The sequence below is a fragment of the Leifsonia sp. Y878 genome (genome assembly GCF_057669685.1).
On record NZ_JBYHFS010000001.1, the window covers coordinates 775,611 to 793,226 of the forward strand.

15 protein-coding genes, 1 tRNA gene and 1 pseudogene are annotated in these 17,616 nt (G+C 63.9%); 9 read left to right on the forward strand and 8 right to left on the reverse strand.

Translation table 11 applies throughout. From position 1 onward, the window contains the following. Positions 1–37: 37 nt before the first annotated feature. The 6 genes from AC25Y4_RS03605 to aceE all read right to left on the reverse strand — a co-directional run bounded on the left by AC25Y4_RS03605 (position 38) and on the right by aceE (position 7,650). Positions 38–1,273, reverse strand: a complete 1,236-nt coding sequence (locus AC25Y4_RS03605; protein ID WP_488118998.1) for a beta-ketoacyl-[acyl-carrier-protein] synthase family protein — start codon at positions 1,271–1,273, stop codon at positions 38–40. Between the two features lie 93 nt (positions 1,274–1,366). Then, positions 1,367–1,615, reverse strand: coding sequence for an acyl carrier protein (locus tag AC25Y4_RS03610; protein ID WP_488118999.1), 249 nt, complete (start codon positions 1,613–1,615; stop codon positions 1,367–1,369). Between the two features lie 61 nt (positions 1,616–1,676). Beyond that, a complete protein-coding gene (locus tag AC25Y4_RS03615; RefSeq protein ID WP_488119000.1) occupies positions 1,677–2,681 on the reverse strand; it encodes a beta-ketoacyl-ACP synthase III in 1,005 nt (334 codons plus the stop codon). A 19-nt stretch (positions 2,682–2,700) separates the two neighbouring features. Next, positions 2,701–3,621, reverse strand: coding sequence for an ACP S-malonyltransferase (locus tag AC25Y4_RS03620; RefSeq protein ID WP_488119001.1), 921 nt, complete (start codon positions 3,619–3,621; stop codon positions 2,701–2,703). Between the two features lie 92 nt (positions 3,622–3,713). Beyond that, on the reverse strand, positions 3,714–4,916 hold the full coding sequence (locus tag AC25Y4_RS03625) for a PucR family transcriptional regulator (protein ID WP_488119002.1): 1,203 nt from the start codon (positions 4,914–4,916) through the stop codon (positions 3,714–3,716). 7 nt (positions 4,917–4,923) lie between these two features. Next, positions 4,924–7,650 carry a pyruvate dehydrogenase (acetyl-transferring), homodimeric type gene (aceE, locus tag AC25Y4_RS03630; protein ID WP_488119003.1) on the reverse strand — a complete coding sequence of 909 codons (2,727 nt, stop codon included), beginning with the start codon at positions 7,648–7,650 and terminating at the stop codon, positions 4,924–4,926. A gap of 256 nt (positions 7,651–7,906) precedes the next feature. Between aceE and AC25Y4_RS03635 the strand changes: the two genes are divergently transcribed. The 4 genes and pseudogenes from AC25Y4_RS03635 to AC25Y4_RS03650 all read left to right on the forward strand — a co-directional run. Continuing rightward, the gene (locus AC25Y4_RS03635) at positions 7,907–8,374 is read left to right on the forward strand and encodes a peroxiredoxin (RefSeq protein WP_488119004.1); all 468 of its coding nucleotides are present in this window, start codon (positions 7,907–7,909) and stop codon (positions 8,372–8,374) included. A gap of 166 nt (positions 8,375–8,540) precedes the next feature. Further along, positions 8,541–8,613 (forward strand) — tRNA-Val (locus tag AC25Y4_RS03640). 182 nt (positions 8,614–8,795) lie between these two features. Then, positions 8,796–9,350, forward strand: a complete 555-nt coding sequence (locus tag AC25Y4_RS03645; protein WP_488119005.1) for a hypothetical protein — start codon at positions 8,796–8,798, stop codon at positions 9,348–9,350. Between the two features lie 501 nt (positions 9,351–9,851). Beyond that, positions 9,852–9,995: pseudogene (locus tag AC25Y4_RS03650) on the forward strand (DUF2809 domain-containing protein); the annotation flags it as partial. On the opposite strand, the gene AC25Y4_RS03655 reads toward AC25Y4_RS03650, so the two are convergent. Beyond that, complete coding sequence (locus AC25Y4_RS03655; RefSeq protein ID WP_488119006.1) at positions 9,975–10,949, reverse strand: DMT family transporter; 975 nt, start codon at positions 10,947–10,949, stop codon at positions 9,975–9,977. The pseudogene AC25Y4_RS03650 and the gene AC25Y4_RS03655 overlap by 21 nt on opposite strands. A gap of 45 nt (positions 10,950–10,994) precedes the next feature. Here AC25Y4_RS03655 and AC25Y4_RS03660 point away from each other — a divergent pair, with 45 nt between their 5' ends. After that, positions 10,995–11,489, forward strand: coding sequence for a MarR family winged helix-turn-helix transcriptional regulator (locus AC25Y4_RS03660; protein WP_488119007.1), 495 nt, complete (start codon positions 10,995–10,997; stop codon positions 11,487–11,489). Between the two features lie 35 nt (positions 11,490–11,524). Here AC25Y4_RS03660 and AC25Y4_RS03665 read toward each other — a convergent pair whose 3' ends face one another. Next, complete coding sequence (locus AC25Y4_RS03665) at positions 11,525–12,265, reverse strand: SDR family NAD(P)-dependent oxidoreductase (RefSeq protein WP_488119008.1); 741 nt, start codon at positions 12,263–12,265, stop codon at positions 11,525–11,527. A gap of 165 nt (positions 12,266–12,430) precedes the next feature. Between AC25Y4_RS03665 and AC25Y4_RS03670 the strand changes: the two genes are divergently transcribed. The 4 genes from AC25Y4_RS03670 to AC25Y4_RS03685 all read left to right on the forward strand — a co-directional run bounded on the left by AC25Y4_RS03670 (position 12,431) and on the right by AC25Y4_RS03685 (position 17,614). Next, positions 12,431–13,354, forward strand: a complete 924-nt coding sequence (locus tag AC25Y4_RS03670) for a DMT family transporter (RefSeq protein ID WP_488119009.1) — start codon at positions 12,431–12,433, stop codon at positions 13,352–13,354. A 4-nt stretch (positions 13,355–13,358) separates the two neighbouring features. Beyond that, positions 13,359–14,180 carry a Nif3-like dinuclear metal center hexameric protein gene (locus AC25Y4_RS03675; RefSeq protein WP_488119010.1) on the forward strand — a complete coding sequence of 274 codons (822 nt, stop codon included), beginning with the start codon at positions 13,359–13,361 and terminating at the stop codon, positions 14,178–14,180. Positions 14,181–14,261: 81 nt separating this feature from the next. Continuing rightward, a complete protein-coding gene (locus tag AC25Y4_RS03680) occupies positions 14,262–14,999 on the forward strand; it encodes a zinc ribbon domain-containing protein (protein WP_488119011.1) in 738 nt (245 codons plus the stop codon). A gap of 134 nt (positions 15,000–15,133) precedes the next feature. After that, positions 15,134–17,614: an MMPL family transporter gene (locus tag AC25Y4_RS03685; RefSeq protein WP_488119012.1), complete on the forward strand. Its 2,481-nt coding sequence runs from the start codon at positions 15,134–15,136 to the stop codon at positions 17,612–17,614. Positions 17,615–17,616 lie beyond the last annotated feature (2 nt).

Sequence of the window (17,616 nt, forward strand, 5' to 3'; positions counted from 1 at the left end):
TGCCCGGTCGGGGTCTCGTGCGTGGTGCGAGTGTTCGCTAGACGCTGCGGAACGCGACGACGGCGTTGTGCCCGCCGAAGCCGAACGAGTTGCTGATAGCCAACAGGTCGCCGGCCGGCAGCGCGCGCGGCGATGTGACAACGTCGAGCGGGATAGCAGGATCCTGCTGCGTGAGGTTGATCGTCGGGGGAGCGAGACGCTCTTTCAACGCCATGACGGTGAAGAGCGCTTCGATCGCGCCGGCGCCACCTAGCAGGTGACCAGTGGATGCCTTCGTTGCCGAGACGGGGATGCCGTCGAGCAGATCGCCGAAGACACGACGCAGTGCGTTGTACTCCGCGATGTCACCCACCGGTGTTGACGTTGCGTGAGCGTTGATGTGTGCGACGTCGGCCAGGCTGGCGCCGGCGTTCTGGATGGTCTCGATCATGGCGCGAGCTGCGGCAGAACCCTCAGGGTCCGGAGCCGTGATGTGGTACGCGTCGCTGGTGACCGAACCGCCAAGGAGCTCGGCGTAGATCTTCGCGCCGCGGGCCTTGGCGTGCTCCTCTGTCTCGACGACAAGTGCCGCGGCACCCTCACCGAGAACGAAGCCGTCGCGGGTCACGTCGTAGGGACGTGATGCCGTTGCCGGGTCGTCGTTGCGCTTCGACAGCGCCTGCATGGCGGCGAAGGACGCGATGGGCAGCGGGTGGATCGCTGCCTCAGAGCCACCGGCGATGATGACATCGGCCAGGCCGGCCTGCAGGTGGTTGTAGGCGTTGACGAGTGCTTCGGTGCTTGACGCGCAGGCAGAAACGACGGTACGGATGCCGGCACGAGCGTGCAGGTCCATTCCGATTGCGGCTCCTGGACCGTTCGGCATCAGCATGGGCACGGTCATGGGCAGTACTCGGCGGGGTCCGCGTTCGCGCAGAGTGTCCCACGCGTCGAGCAGCGTCCACACGCCACCGATACCGGTGGACCAGTCAACGGCGAGGCGCTCTGGCTCAACCTCAGGGGAGCCGGCATCTGCCCAGGCTTCACGCCCGGCGATCAGGGCGAACTGGCTCGACGGGTCGAGACGCTTGGTCTCGAATCGCTCAAGGACGCTCGACGGCGACACCTTGGCCTGCGCGGCAAAAGTAATGGGGAGCTGGGTCTCGGCGACCCAGGCTTGTTCAAGCGTGCTGGCACCCGACTCGCCGGCCAGGAGGGCCGACCAGGTGGACGAAGCATCTCCGCCGAGAGGCGAAGTCGCACCGATACCGGTGATCACGATTTTCTTGGTCATAACGTCAACTCTCGTGGAGGGGAAAAGCGAGGGGGCATGCCACAACGGGCAGGCCGACCGACCAGAGTCGCCCGACCTGCCCGACTGGTGTGCTTAGCCCTGGGCCTTGACGATGAACTCGACAGCGTCGCCGACGGTCTTGAGGTTCTTTACCTCTTCGTCGGGGATCTTGACGTCGAACTTCTCTTCTGCGTTGACGACAATGGTCATCATCGAGATGGAGTCGATGTCGAGGTCGTCGGTGAACGACTTGCCCAGCTCAACCGTGTCGGTCGCGATGCCAGTCTCGTCGTTGATGAGCTCGGCCAGGCCGGCAAGAACTTCTTCGGTGGACAATGCCATTGTTTTCTCCTTGGGGGTGTCTCGTTTGACCGAGACTTAGTTTAGGGGTGAGTGGGTGAGACTAGGGCAGAACCACGACCTGCGCGCCGAATACCAGTCCGGCGCCGAAGCCGATCTGGAGCGCGAGGCCGCCGCTCAACTCCGGGTGCTCCTCGAGCAACCGGTGTGTGGCTAGGGGGATCGACGCGGCAGATGTGTTGCCGGTCGTGGCGATGTCACGGGCAATGACGACGGATTCCGGCAGCTTCAACTGCTTGGCGAATTCGTCGATGATGCGCATGTTCGCCTGGTGGGGGATGAACGCGGCGAGCTGGTCGCCCGTGATGCCGGCGGCATCGAGCGCCTGCTTGGCAACCTTGGCCATGTCCCAGACCGCCCAGCGGAAGACCGTCTGGCCCTCCTGGCGGAGCGTCGGCCACGGTGCGTCACCGCGGCGGTACTCCTGCAGCGTGTGGTTCATGCCGACGGCATCCGCTTTGGAACCGTCTGAGCCCCAGATTGTCGCCGAGATGCCGGGGAACTCGCTCGGGCCGATGACCACAGCTCCTGCGCCGTCGCCCAGCAGGAACGAGATGGAGCGATCGGTCGGGTCGACGACGTCTGACAGCTTCTCAGCGCCGATGACGAGTGCGTAGTGGGCGGCACCGGCGCGGATCAGGGCATCAGCCTGCGCGATGGCGTAGCTGTACCCGGCGCAAGCCGCGTTGACGTCGTAGGCGGCGGCCGGGTTTGCTCCAACGCGGTCGGCAACGACGGCAGCCATGGACGGCGTCTGCTGGATGTTGCTGATCGTGGCGATGATGACGGCGTCAATGAGCTCTGGGGAGATGCCTGAGCGTTCGATGGCTTCGCGAGCGGCATCCGTTGCGAGGTCGACGGCCTGCAGGTCTGCGCTCGCCCTCGTGCGGGAGATGATGCCGGTGCGCTGCTGAATCCACTCGTCTGAAGAGTTGATGGGCTCGATCAGATCGTTGTTCGTGACGTCCAGGTCGCCGCGTGCTGCACCAACGGAAAGGATGCGGGTGAACTGCGCGCCGTGCGACTGCTGGAGGGTTGGCTTGATCATTCTGTTCTTTCGGTAGGACTCAGGAGGCCTGGTTGATGAGCTCGAACGCGGCGGGCAGGTCGTCTGGTGACTTGATCGCGACGCTCGGCACGCCCCTGAGGGCACGTTTTGCGAGTCCGACGAGGGCGCCGGCTGGCGCAACCTCGATGATTCCGGTGACACCGGCGTCCGTGAAGGACTCCATGCACAGGTCCCACCGTACCGGGGACGACACCTGGCCGACCAAAAGATCGACGAACTGCGCGCCGCTGGTGACGCGTGAGCCATCCTTATTGGTCCAGATGGGAAGGGTGGGGTCTGCCGGTGCCAACGATGCCGCGACGGCGGAGAGGTGTTCGACGGCAGGAGTCATATACCGGGTGTGGAATGCGCCGGCGACCTGAAGCGGGATGACGCGGGACTTGGCCGGCGGGTTCTCCGCGAGGGACGCCAGGGCGTCCAACGCGCCAGCAACGACGATCTGGCCGCCGCCGTTGAAGTTGGCGGGCTCGAGGCCGAGTTCCTGCAGGCGGGCGAGCAGCTCTGCCTCGTCTCCGCCGAGCACGGCGCTCATGCCGGTGGGCGTTGCAGCCGCGGCCGCAGCCATGGCGCTGCCGCGCTCCTTCACGAAGCGAACCGCGTCGGCGCTGCTCAGGATGCCAGCGCCGGCAGCCGCCGTGATCTCACCAACGGAGTGCCCGGCGATACCGCCGATCTTCTCCTTGCGGCCGTCGGCGAAAAGCGCCTTGAGCGTCAGCAGTCCTGCTGCAACGATCAGCGGCTGTGCGATCGCGGTGTCCCTGATGGTGTCTGCGTCGCTGGTCGTGCCGTGAGCCACGAGATCGAGCTCGACGGCGTCTGAGATCTCACGCAACTCCTGCGCGAACGCGGGGTCGGCCAACCATGGCTCAAGAAATCCGGGGGTTTGCGAGCCCTGTCCAGGGCAGACGACAACAATCACGTTTCTAGTTTCCCAATCTCACATCGGCGGGGTGTGTCGAAGAAGTACTAAGTATTCCCGAAACGTTTGGTGGATTCGTTACACGGGCTGACTCAACGACGTCGAGAGCCGTCGTGGTCGCTGATCGAACCGATGATGAGCGCGGCCTGCAGAATCAACGCTTCCCTGGCTCCTGTTGCGTCGTAGCCGATGACTTCGGAGACGCGCTTGAGCCGGTAGCGCACGGTGTTCGGGTGCACAAACAGTTCGCGCGCCGTCGCCTCAAGCGACCGGCCGTTGTCGAGATAGCACCACAGCGTGGTGAGCAGCTCTGTCGAGTGTGCCTGCAGCGGCCGATAGACGCGATGGATGAGGGTGGCGCGAGCGAGAGGATCGCCGGCCAGTGCGCGTTCAGGCAGCAGATCGTCGGCCTGAACGGGCCTGGGAGCGTTTCGCCAGGCGCGCGCAACGGCGAAGCCGGCGAGGGCAGCCTTGGCGCTCTTGGAGGCGTCAACCAGGTTCGGCACCTCGTGTCCGAGTACGAGGTGGCCAGGGCCGAAGCTCTCTTCCAGCTGCACGGCGATTTCCATGAAGCTGAGCTGCGGGGCAGTGCCCGTGGCGTCGTCGCCCTCCGCTGGGGTGGGGTGGGCGCGACCAATGACCAGAACGAGCCTGTTTCCCTGCACTCCGATCAGGACATCCGCTGCCATGTGCCTGGCTGCGCGCCTGAGGTGGTCGACGTCGAGCATCTTCGGCGTCGTGCCGACGAGTACGCAGACTTCGCCGTGGCCGTGCCAGCCGAGGGCAGCAATGCGGCTCGGCAGCTCGTCGTCATATTCGCCGCTGAGGATGGAGTCGACGACGAGGGCTTCGAGCCTGGCGTCCCAGAGACCGCGAGCTTCGGCGGCCCTGGCGTAGACATCCGCTGCGCCGAAGGCGATTTCACGCGAGTAGAGCAGGATCGCTTCGCGGAGTGATTCGCTGCCGTCCTTGACGCGTTCCTCGACGACTTCAACCGTGATCCGGATGAGCTGCAGCGTCTGCTGCAGGCTGACAGATCGGAGCAGCTCGCGCGGAGCGGCCCCGAACACGTCAGCCGCGATCCAGGGTGTCGAGGTGGGGTCGTCGAACCAGGAGATGAACGACGTGATGCCGGCTTGCGCGACGAGGCCGACGGCGGACCGCCGCCCTGGTGGCATATCGCCATACCAGGGCAGCGTGTCCTCGAGGCGCTTGAGAGTCGCCGTGGAGAGCTCGCCTGAAATCGTTCGAAGCCAGGCGAGCGTCTGCTCTTTCGTTCTGGGCGCCGGTGCCACGGTGTGGTTAGCTTTCGCCCCCGGCAGAGCCGGTGGTTCCAGCGCTCACGTCGTGCAGACGGTACTTCTCGATCGCTGCACTGACCAGGCTGCGATCAACCTTGCCCTGACGGGCGAGCAGCTGGAGCGTGCGAACGACCATGGAAGGGCCGTCGATCTTGAAGTAGCGACGAGCAGCTGCGCGGGTGTCAGAGAAACCGAAGTCGTCAGCACCGAGCGTTGCGAACTCGCCGGGAACAAACTGGCGAATCTGGTCAGGCACGGCGTGCATGTGGTCGGAAACAGCCACGAACGGTCCCTCTGCGCCGGCAAGCTTTGCCGTCACGTACGGGACGTGCTCCTCGTCTTCCGGGTAGAGGAAGTTGTGCTCTTCTGCCGCAAGGCCGTCACGACGCAGCTCAGTCCAGGAGGTGACGGACCAAACGTCAGCCGATACGCCCCAGTCGGCAGCGAGAAGCTGCTGGGCTTCAAGCGCCCACTGCACACCGACACCGGATGCCAGCAGCTGGGCCTTCGGGCCGGCAACGGTCGACCGGTTCAGCTGGTGGATGCCGCGAACGATGCCATCGACGTCAACGCCTTCCGGCTGGGCCGGCTGCACGTACGGCTCGTTGTAGAGAGTGATGTAGTACATGACGTTCGGATCCGTGTGGGTTCCGCCGTACATGCGGTCGAGGCCTGAGCGCATGATGTGCCCGATCTCGTAACCGTATGCCGGGTCGTACGACACGATCGCCGGGTTGGTCGAAGCCAGCAGGTGCGAGTGGCCGTCTGCGTGCTGCAGGCCTTCACCGGTCAGCGTGGTGCGGCCGGCCGTTGCTCCCATGATGAACCCACGGGCCATCTGGTCGCCGGCAGCCCACATGGCGTCGCCGGTGCGCTGGAAACCGAACATCGAGTAGAACACGTAGATCGGGATGAGCGGCTCACCCTGGGTGGAATACGTGGTTCCCATGTTCGTGAACGCGGCCATGGCGCCGGCTTCGTTGATGCCGACGTGGTCGATCTGGCCCTGCGGGCTCTCCTTGTACGCCAGCAGGAGCTCGCGGTCGACGGAGGTGTAGTTCTGCCCATTCGGGTTGTAGATCTTGGCGTTCGGGAAGAACGCGTCGATGCCGAAGGTGCGGGCCTCGTCCGGGATGATCGGAACGATGCGGTTGCCGAAGTCCTTTGACCGCAACAGGTCCTTGAGCAGACGCACGAATGCCATGGTGGTGGCAATCTCCTGCGAGCCGGAGCCCTTCTTCGAGATCGCGTACGTGGAGTCGTCAGGCAGGTTGAGCTGCGTGTACTTGGCGCGACGCTCCGGCACGTAGCCGCCGAGTTCGCGGCGACGCTCGTGCATGTACTGGATGGCCGGGTCCGAATCGCCTGGCGTGTAGTACGGCGGCAGGTACGGGTTTTCCTCGAGCTGGGCATCCGTGATCGGCACGTGCATGCTGTCTCGGAACGTCTTGAGGTTGTCGAGCGTCATCTTCTTCATCTGGTGGGTCGCGTTGCGGCCCTCGAAGCTCGGTCCGAGGCCGTAGCCCTTGACGGTCTTCGCCAGGATGACGGTCGGCTGGCCCTTGTGCTCAGATGCGGCCTTGAATGCTGCGTACACCTTGCGGTAGTCGTGGCCACCGCGCTTGAGGTTCCAGATCTCGTCGTCGGTGTATCCGTCGACGAGCTGAAGGGCGCGCGGGTCGCGGCCGAAGAAGTTCTCGCGCACGTATGCGCCGCTCTCAGCCTTGTAGGTCTGGTAGTCGCCATCCGGTGTGACGTTCATCAGGTTCAGCAGTGCACCGTCGGTGTCGGCCTTGAGCAGGTCGTCCCACTCGCGACCCCAGACAACCTTGATGACGTTCCAGCCGGCACCGCGGAAGAAGCTCTCGAGCTCCTGGATGATCTTGCCGTTACCGCGCACAGGGCCGTCGAGGCGCTGCAGGTTGCAGTTGATGACGAAGTTGAGGTTGTCGAGGCCTTCGTTGGCAGCGACCTGGAGCTGGCCGCGGCTTTCAACCTCGTCCATCTCACCGTCGCCAAGGAACGCCCAGACCTGCTGGTCGCTGGCGTCCTTGATGCCACGGTTCGTCAGGTAGCGGTTGGCCTGTGCCTGGTAGATCGCGTTGATCGGGCCAAGGCCCATCGACACCGTCGGGAACTGCCAGAACTCCGGCATGAGGCGAGGGTGCGGGTACGAGGAGAGTCCTCCGCCTGCGTGGGACTTCTCCTGGCGGAAGCCGTCGAGCTGGTCGGTGCTGAGGCGTCCTTCGAGGAAGGCGCGAGCGTAGGTTCCGGGGGAGGCGTGGCCCTGGACGAAGACCTGGTCACCACCACCTGGGTGGTTCTGGCCGCGGAAGAAGTGGTTGAAGCCGACTTCATAGAGCGCGGCTGACGAGGCGTAGGTCGAGATGTGCCCACCGACGGCGATGCCGGGGCGCTGGGCGCGGTGCACCAGAACGGCTGCGTTCCAGCGGATCCACGCGCGGTAGCGACGTTCAACTTCTTCATCACCGGGGAACTCTGGCTCGTTCTCTGCGGCGATGGTGTTGATGTAGTCCGTGGTCGGAACCATCGGAACACCGAGGTGAAGTTCCTTGGAGCGCTTCAGCAGGCTGAGCATGATCTCCCGACCACGCTGGTGTCCCTCGGCGGCAACAAGCGAATCCAGTGACTCCGACCATTCGGCGGTTTCTTCTGGATCTGTGTCGATGTTATTCATCGAGTACGGGTCCTGGTCGTTGACAGTCACACTCGACCTCTCTCTGTTGGGCTGACCGTGGGATGAGCAGATCAAGCCTGATTATTCGTGCCGGAGACAAAAACGGGTCGGATTACGACCATTGGCACCGACCCCAGCCTAGTGAGTAAGTAATGGGTCTGCATGCGCCCCGCCCCGCCGTGGCGACCACGGCTGGTTGTGCGGATTCTTGGTTCCTGCAGGCAGCAGGGCTAGAGTGGCTCACCGTGCTCAGGCTAGGTATTGCGGCACGGAAAGGACATGCACCATGGCTTTGGAGAATGACACCCAGGCGCCTGATTTCGCTCTCATCAATCAATTCGGTGAGACGATCCAGCTCAGCCAGTTCAGGGGTGAGAAGTCAGTTGCTCTTGTTTTCTTCCCTCTCGCTTTCTCGGGAATCTGCAGCAGCGAGCTGTGTGAATTGCGCGATAACCTCGCCCTCTTCGCCGACAGCAACGTTGAACTGATCGGCATCTCTGTGGACTCTCGTCACGCGCTGCGTGCCTGGGGCGAGCAGGAAGGCTACGGCTTCAACCTCGTCTCCGACTTCTGGCCGCACGGCTCTGTCGCGAAGGAATACGGCGTGTTTCTCGACGTCAAGGGATTCGCAAATCGCGCGACGTTCCTCATCGACAGCTGCGGCATCATCCGTGCAAGCTTCATCACCGCCCCAGGTGAACCGCGTGCGATCGAGGCCTACCGGGCTGCGCTCTCGGAGTTGCAGCCGGCCTAGCGCTGCAGCCGGCCTAGCGCTGCAGCCGGCCTAGCGGTCTGCTCTCGGCCAGCTCGACGCGGCATGCGACGCGCCCGGGCGGAGCAAACCAGCCCCTCGATTTCTGACTCCGGCGCTGGTTTCTGTATGATGTGAAACGACCTGATTCGCGGTAACGCGTTCGTCGGGGCCTTTAGCTCAGCTGGTAGAGCGCCACGTTTACACCGTGGATGTCATCGGTTCGATCCCGGTAGGGCCCACAGTGAAAACCCCCGAGAAATCGGGGGTTTTTCTTGTTTCGGGGGTTGCTTTGTGAGTCAAGAATGGGCTTGAGGGGTTGGGTGAACCCAACTTGACCTAGGCGTAAATCAATCTTGAACAGTCGACTGACTAGAAATACTTGTGCCGAAAGTTGGCCCAGTGCTCTGCAATAGTGGCTGTCGTGAAGACGATGAGAAACAGCATGGGATATCTGGCGCTCTTCTCAGTCGCTAGCGTAGCGCTTTGGATACCGATCGTTATGTGGTTCGCGTCACCGAACCGAAATGTGTACCTTGGCGGCGCCCCTGTTCAACTCCTTCTCATCGTCACGGTTCTGATCCAGCTCGCAGCGATCTTCCTCGGCGTCTGTTTCCTCGTGACCCCATCGACATGGTACGAGGAGAGCGCACGCAGGGTGTCTCATGTTGCCGGTTGGATCGGCTATGGGGCCGGGGTGATTTGGGCATGGTGGACATCAACGTCAATGCTTGGGGACGCTGGCGGAAAGCAGATCGGTCTCGTTGTTCTCTGCGCGCTCTACCTGATTCCGGCGCTTATTCCAATTTCTAAGTCCAAGGCGAGGACTGGTTTCGGAATTGTCGCCGCTGCGATCACACTGATTGCAACCGGTGTCTTGACGACTGAACAGTTGTCGCCGATATTGATCGCCCCGGCGACTGTATATGTCGTCACGGTCCTACTCAGTGGTGTTTTTGCGGAAAGCGCTGAACAGTAGTCAGCGATGGCGGATCCTCGCTCGAGGTGTGGTTTTTGCGTCACCCCGCGGTACGGCCACGCGACGACGTCCTTCAGTAGTTAAACAATGGAACGGATGGCGTAATCGGGGGAATGCGCCATCCGTTCCGCGTGGTTGTTCGGGTCAACCACGACTCTCGAATGAGAGATCGTGAGATATTCTCGCGTCGTTCCAGACCCGTCGCGAGCCGCAACTTTAGGGGTGATCTCGTCGTCTACCCCTGCGGCGCGAGACGACTAGCTTCTGGGTGCTGGCACCCCAGTGGCGTATCCTCTGCCCGTGTCACTTAACGCCTCTGCCGCTTCTGCCCCCAGTGGCCCATCCCACGCCGCACGCGCTGACGTGATCGCTCGCCGATCCGTCCGGCACCGTCGCAGTGTGGTCGGAGCCGCCGCCCTGGCCGTCGTGGCACTGGGCCTTCTCGTGCACGTCGCGACCGACGGGCCACTGGGCGATTTCGTCGCAGACGCCCTCTATGCCGTGTGCGCTTACCTGGCGCTGGCATTCGCCGTCCCGCGGGCGCGACCACGACGTGTTGCGCTGATCGCCTGGGTAACGTGCGTGGCGATCGAGCTGTTCCAGCTCACCGGGGTGCCCGCTGCGTTATCGGGCTTCACGCCGTTCCGGCTCCTGCTCGGCACGACGTTCAGCGCGCTCGACCTGGTTGCCTATTCGCTTGGTGTGCTCGTGGTGCTCGGCTGTGACAGCGGAGTGCGTAGCCTGTGGCTGGCGCGTCACCGTGACAAGGGCAATTGAGCCGAGCACAACCAGCATGCCGATGACTTGCGTCGGTGCGAGGGTTTCATTCACGACCAGCCACCCAAGCAGCACCGCAACGACCGGGCTCAGGAGCACGAGCATGGCCGGGATTTTCGTGGGAAGGCGCGCGATGCCGCGAAACCACACGACATACGCGAAAGCGGTACCGACCAGTGCCAAGTAGGCGTACCCCGCGAGATTCACCGGGGTCAGCGGCGTGCTCGGGAATCCCTCCAGTAGCCACAGCAGCGGCACGAGGGTCAGGCCGCCGGCGATGAGCTGCCAGGCCGTGGTCGCCAGCGGCGGGGCCGGTTGGCCCCACTTCTTCGTGAGCACGATTCCGGATGCCATGGAGAGCGTGCCCAAGGCGGCCGCCAGCAACCCGACGGAGTCAAGCCTGGCCTGCGCCTGCAGCACGATGAGGGTGACGCCGAAGACGCCCGCCGCTCCGCCGATCACCGTCCGTGCGCGGAGGCGCTCGTGCAGCACGCGACTGGCGAGTACCGCGACGACCAGCGGCTGGAGTCCGCCGACGACAGCCGCAACGCCGCCCGGCAGTCGGTACGCGGCAATAAAGAGGAGGGCGAAGAACGCGCCGATGTTGAGCACGCCGAGCACCCAGGACTTCCACCACCACGAGCCGCGCGGCATCCGTCTGGCGAGTGCCAGAAGCAACAGTCCGGCCGGCAGCGCCCGAATTGTTGCGGCGAGCAGGGGTCGATCCTCGGGTAGGAGCTCCGTCGTGGTCAGATACGTGGTTCCCCATAGTATGGGGGCGACGGCTGTCATGAGGACGAGAGACACTCGATTGCTAAGCACTTAGCCATAATAGCTAAGCACTTAGCGAAAGGCTAGGGTGGATCCATGACAGACCAAGACCACGTCGATCACATTCTTGCGCAGTGGCATGCGGAGAAACCCGCACTCGACGTGTCACCCATGAACGTGATTGGCCGGCTCAGTCGCGCGTCGGCGGCCGTGAACGTGCGCCTGGGGGAGACCTTCGCGAGGCACGGGCTCGATTCGTCGTCGTTCGACGTGTTGGCCACCTTGCTGCGGAGCGGATCGCCATACCGACTGACGCCGGCCATCCTCGCCCGCGATTCAATGGTGACGACCAGTGCGGTGGCCCAGCGATTGAACAAGCTGGAGACGAGGGGACTCGTGTCGAGGGAAGCGAATCCCGCCGACGGCCGCGGGACAGTGGTGGCGCTCACCACAGCCGGCAAGCAACTGATCGAGGCCGCATTGCCAGACCACCTGGCCACGGAGCGCGCCATCACGGCCGCACTGAGTGACGCAGAGCAAGCGCAGATTGCGGCACTGCTGCAGCGACTGGCTGACGCAGCCGGCGCCTGACGCCGGCGGACTCCGGCCGAAATAGGGCCGCGTGCCTATAGCCCGCCGGCGACTCGGATAATCGTGCCGGTTGCGTATCGGGCGTCGTCGGAGAGAAGCCAGGCCACGGCGCCAGAGATGTCATCTGGTTCACCTGCTCGTCCGAGCGGGACTGTCTTCGCAACCTGCGCCGGTCTGGTTGGGTCGCGGTGGAACTCAGTCCAGATCGTGCCGGGAGCGACGGCGTTGACGCGGATGCCGAGTGGCCCAACCTCCCGGGACAGTCCAACGGTCAGCCCGTCAACGGCCGCCTTCGAGGCCGCGTAGTGCACATAGGTTCCCGCGCCACCGAGCGTGGCTGCCGCCGATGAGATGTTGACGATCGCGCCGCCTCCAGACGTCGTGAACTCGCGAACGGCGTACTGGGAGCACAGTATGACGCCCACAAAGTTGACGTCGATGTCGCGCCGGATGGCTGCGATATCGTTCTCAGCCAGCGTGCCGACGGCCCCGGCCGAGCCGGCATTGTTCACCAGTCCCGTCACCGTTCCGAGATCGCGTGCGCGTGTGAACAGAGTCGCGACAGACGCCTCGTCTGTCGTGTCGACCTGCACTGTCAGGGCGCGGCGCCCGATTCGCTGTACATCTCCCGCCACGGCTTCCGCGGCGGCCTCGTCCTGAACGTAGCCGACGATGACATCGTGGCCGTCGTGTGCCAGCCGCCGACAGATCGCCGCACCGATACCGCGGCTTCCGCCCGTCACGATGGTCAGAGGTCTCGGCTGCGTCATTGTCATGTCCAATCTGTGGGCGGCGCGCTTCTCAACGCATAGCCATCGTGCCAGTTCGACACGGCGCCATGTGGATACGGCCCGCGCGCATCCTGCCCATACACTGTCGGAATCAGCCAGCATTCGCGCGGCGTGGTCAGTGAGTGGTGCGAGAGAAATCAGAGAGAGCGGATGCCAGTGGGGCAGAGCAATCGCGGTGTCGTTCCCATCCTGATCGCGGCGCTGCTCTGGGGCACAACCGGCACGGCCGCCCACTTCCTCCCGGCAAACGTCAGTCCGCTCGCGACGGGGGCCGCGACCATGGCCATCGGCGGTGGACTCCTGTTTCTGCTCTCCATGCGGGGCGCGCTGCGTGCCATGGCAGATCGCTCAGTGCGGGGCTGGCTCGTCGCTGGCGTCGCCGGTATCTTCGTCTACCCACTGGCCTTCTACAGCTCGATGAATCTGGCCGGTGTCGCCATCGGCACGGTGGTCTCGCTGGGCTCTGCCCCGATCTTCGCGGCAGCGATCGAGTATCTGGTTGACAGGCGAGGGATCTCCGCCCGGTGGGCGCTCTGCACCGTCATCGCCGTCGCCGGTACCGTCATGTTGGTGGTTGGCAGCCCGGCACAGGGCGATTCCACCTCAGACCAGAGCTTGCTTGGTGTGCTGCTCGGACTGCTTGCCGGCCTTAGCTACGCGCTCTACACGGATGCCTCTCGTCGCGTCCTGGCGGCCGGCCACGGGTCGAACGCCACCATGGGCGCACTGTTCGGCCTCGGTGCGCTCTGTCTCGTCCCTGTCTTGCTTCTTACCGGAGCGCCGCTGCTGCAGTCGACGTCGAGCATCGGGATCACGGCGTACCTGGCACTCGGCCCCATGTTTCTGGCATACATCCTGTTCGGCGCCGGTCTTCGTACGGTAACCAGCACCACGGCAACGACAATCACGCTCGTCGAGCCGCTGGTCGCCACTCTCCTTGCGATCCTGGTGGTCGGTGAACAGCTCGATCCGCTCGGCTGGCTGGGCCTCGCCCTCATCATGGTCGGCGTCGTCGTGCTGGTGTGGCCACGAAGGCAATTCCCCACGGCGGACAGGGCGCGACCGGTAAGCTGACCAGGTGTCAATTACGCTCGCCAACGCAACCCAGATCATCCATGAACTGTGGCCGTTGTCCGGCGCAGAGCCATGGGATGCCCCTGGCCTCCTGAGCGGTGACCCCGCACAGGAGATCACCTCCATCCTGCTCGCCGTCGATGCCGTGGCCGACACGGTCGACGAAGCCGTTGCCGTCGATGCCGACCTGCTGCTGGTGCACCACCCGCTGTTGTTGCGCGGCGTGACCTCTGTGGCAGAAGACCGGTACAAGGGCGCATTGCTGGCCAGGCTCATTCGCGCGAACTGCGCGCTGATTGCCGCACACACCAATGCCGACGTCGTCGAAGACGGCGTGTCAGATGTGATCGCCCAGAAGCTCGGCCTGGGAGGAATACGGCCCATTGCACCAGGGGCAACGCCGGGTGTCGGCATCGGTCGAGTCGGCCGGCTCGCTGCACCGACACCGCTCGGCCAGCTCGCCCGTGACCTGGCCGGAATTCTGCCTGCAACGGCATCCGGTGTTCGCGTTGCGGGAGAATATGGCACGCTGGTAGAAACCATTTCGCTGTGTGGCGGAGCGGGTGATTCGCTCCTCAATCACCCTGCGGTTCTGGGGTCCGATGTCTACATCACGGCAGACCTGCGACACCACCCGGCGTCGGAGTCCAGGGAGCAGGCGCGGATCTCCGGCTCAGGTCCCGCGCTCATCGACGTGTCACACTGGGCAAGCGAATGGTTGTGGCTCGACACGGCAGCAGAACAGCTCAGGGCAGCACTGCCTGGAGTGCGTGTGAGTGTCAGCGACCTGCGCACCGATCCCTGGGATTTCGCCGTCACGCAGTAGAGGTTCGGCACCAGCCACCTCGCGTGACAATACAGTGGCTCCACAATTTTGTAACTCAACACTCGTAAAGGTCAGGAAACAGTGAAGGCAACCCCCGTAGCCCAGAAAGAGCTCCTTAGGCTCCAGGCGCTCGACACCAAGGTCCAGCAGCTTGAACACAAGGCAAAGGCCCTTGCGCAGCACGCGGAGATCGCCGCCCTCGTCGCAACGGATGACGCGGTGAAGGTTCGCTACGTTGCCCGCCTCGGTGAACTCGACGACGTGCGCACTGAACTGTCGCGCATCGAATCCGATGTCGAGGTCGTGGAAAAGCGGATCGCGCGCGACTCCGAACGGATGCAGCACACGTCATCCGTCAAGGACGTGCAGGCTCTCGAAACCGAGCTTGCCGCTCTCACGAAGCGCCAGTTTGACCTCGAGGAGATCGAGATCACCGTGATGGAGCGCCTCGAAGAGCACGAGAGGGCACTCGCGCAGGTCACCGGTGAACGCGAAGAGATCGCCGCCCGTATTGCAGAACTCTCGGTGGAGCGCGACGCCGAACTGGTCGAGGTCAACAAGGAACTGAGCGACCTGGTGCGCGATCGCGATGCCATCGCCGCCGGCATCCCCGATGAGCTCAGTGCTCTCTACGAGAAGCGCCGTGTGGCCGGCCACGGCCACGGAGCAGCCCTGCTGCGTGCGCGTACCTGCAGTGCCTGCACGATGACGCTCACCGGCAATGACCTGCAGGCCGTGCGTTCAGCTCCGGCCGACGACGTAGTGTTCTGCCCAGACTGCGGTGCGATCCTCGTGCGCACCGAAGAGTCGGGCATCTAAGTACCTGAGCATCTAAGCACCTGATGCAGAAGGGGGCACCGTCGTGAGGCGGTGCCCCCTTCTGCGTTTTGCGATACCGGTGATCCGGTGCGCGAGACGGTGCGTATCATCAAGATGTCTCGCGAAAGGACATCATGGCTGAGCTGTTATACCGTTTGGGCAAATTCTCTGCGCGTCGCGCCTGGCTGGTCATTGCCGCCTGGGCCGTGATCCTGGTTCTGGCCATCGGCGCGTTCCTGATCGGATTCAAGGGACTCAGTTCAAGTTTTGACATCCCCGGCACTGCGTCCGGTGCCGTCACCGACGAGCTCTCAGAGCAGCTTCCCGATTTCAGCGGCGCTTCAGGAACGGTGGTCTTCACCACCGAGGATGGATCTGCTCTCTTGAGCGAGCAGAAGGCCGCAATCAGCGAGCTCGTGGCGGGTGCCACCGCCCTGCCGGATGTCGCAAACGTTGTTGACCCGTTCGCCACTGAGGCGGAACGCGCTGACCAGGCGGCCCAGATCGAGGCCGGGCGCACGGAGATCGCCGCCGCACGCGCTCAGCTTGACGCAGGGCAGGAGCAGCTCGACGCAGCCCAGGCACAGCTCACTGCCGGGCAGGAACAGCTCGACGCGAGCAGGGCTCAGGCCGAAGCGGCTGGAGCCTCGACGGTGGAGCTCGATGCCGCGCAAGCACAGCTGACTGCGCAGCAGGCGCAACTCGACCAACAGCAGGCCGCGCTGGCCGAGTCCCTCGCCACCCTGAATGCCCAGAGCACCAAGCTGGAGCGTGGGGCTGAATTGCTCTCGCTCGCGCAAGGCATTCGAATGGTCTCGGCAGACGACGCGACAGCGATCGTGAACGTTGCATACACGGTGCCACGCCTGGAGCTGCCGGAAAGCTCCAAGTCGGCGACCATCGACTACTTCGAATCCACCCCAATCGAGGGCGTCGAGGTGTCGTTCTCCTCCGACATCGCCCAGAGTGTGCCTCAGCTTGTCGGAGTAGGCGAGGCGATCGGCGTCGTCCTGGCTGGGGTCGTTCTCGTCATTGTGCTCGGCTCCTTCATCGCAGCCGCATTCCCCATCGTCACGGCACTCGTCGGCGTCGGCATTGGCGCACTGGGAACCCTCGCATTCTCCGGCGTCATCGACATGACGAGCGTGACGCCGATCCTGGGGGTCATGCTCGGACTTGCAGTGGGAATCGACTACTCCCTGTTCATCATCAATAGGCACCGTAAGCAGCTGCTGCGGGGTGCCGAGGTGCATGAATCCATCGGGCTGGCCAACGGAACCGCCGGTAATGCCGTGTTGTTCGCTGGTACGACGGTCATCATCGCCCTGCTCGCGCTCAACATCACGGGTGTGCCGTTCCTGGGGCTGATGGGCACTGCAGGCGCCCTGAGCGTGTTGATCGCTGTCCTGATCGCCATCAGCCTCACCCCCGCACTGCTCGGCCTCGCGGGAACACGGGTGCTTGGGAAGAAGGCCACGGCATCCGTTGGCAGCCCAGACGTATCGTCTCGCGCGGTGAAGCCCATGGGCACACTCCGTGCCGTCGTCACTGCTGTCCTCACGATCGGCGTGCTGCTGGTCATTGCGCTCCCGTCGCTTTCGATGCGCTTGGGCCTGCCAGACGGGTCGTCAGAGCCGGTGGGTTCAGCGTCGTATCAAGCCTTCACCGTCGTGGGGGAGTCATTCGGCGAGGGCGCAAACGGCCCTCTTCTGGTCACGGCAGCTCTGCCGCCCGGCCTCGACGAAGAGGGCCTGCTCGCAGCGCAGGTGTCAGTTGCTCAGGCAATCGCTGAGCAGGACGACGTTGTCGCCGTCGCGCCGATCGCCGTTTCGGACAACGGTCGCCTCGCTGCATTCCAGGTCCTGCCTGCTGAGGGGCCGAACAGCGCCTCCACAGAGCAGTTGGTGCGCGACCTGCGCGGCCTGACGGCCATAGACGGCGACATCACACTCGGGGTTGCCGGTCAGGCCGCGATCAACATCGATATCTCAGAGGCACTGGCGGATGTGCTGCCGCTGTACCTCACCGTTGTGGTCGGCCTGTCGTTCCTCATCATGATTCTGGTGTTCCGCTCGTTGCTCGTGCCGCTGATCGCGACAGGTGGATTCATCCTGTCCCTCTTCGCCACCTTCGGTGCGATCGTTGCTGTCTTCCAGTGGGGCTGGTTTGCCGAGATTCTCGGTATTCACAGCGCAGGTCCGATCCTGAGCTTCCTTCCCGTGATCCTTGTCGGCATCCTCTTCGGGCTCGCAATGGACTACCAGCTCTTCCTCGCAACGGGAATGCGAGAAGCGTACGTGCACGGAGCCCCAGCGCGCCTCGCCGTCGCCCAGGGATTCCGAGCCGGCCGGGCGGTGGTCATCGCGGCTGCCCTGATCATGGTTGCGGTGTTCTCCGGCTTCATCAGTTCGGATTCCAGCATGATCAAGTCGATCGGATTCGGTCTGGCCTTCGGCGTGCTCGTCGATGCGTTCCTCGTGCGGATGCTGCTGATGCCGGCGATCATGCATCTGCTCGGCACGTCTGCCTGGTGGATCCCGCGCTGGCTCGACCGTATCCTGCCCAATGTGGATGTCGAAGGCGCAGCCCTCGAACGGCAGCACGAACTCCACTGAGC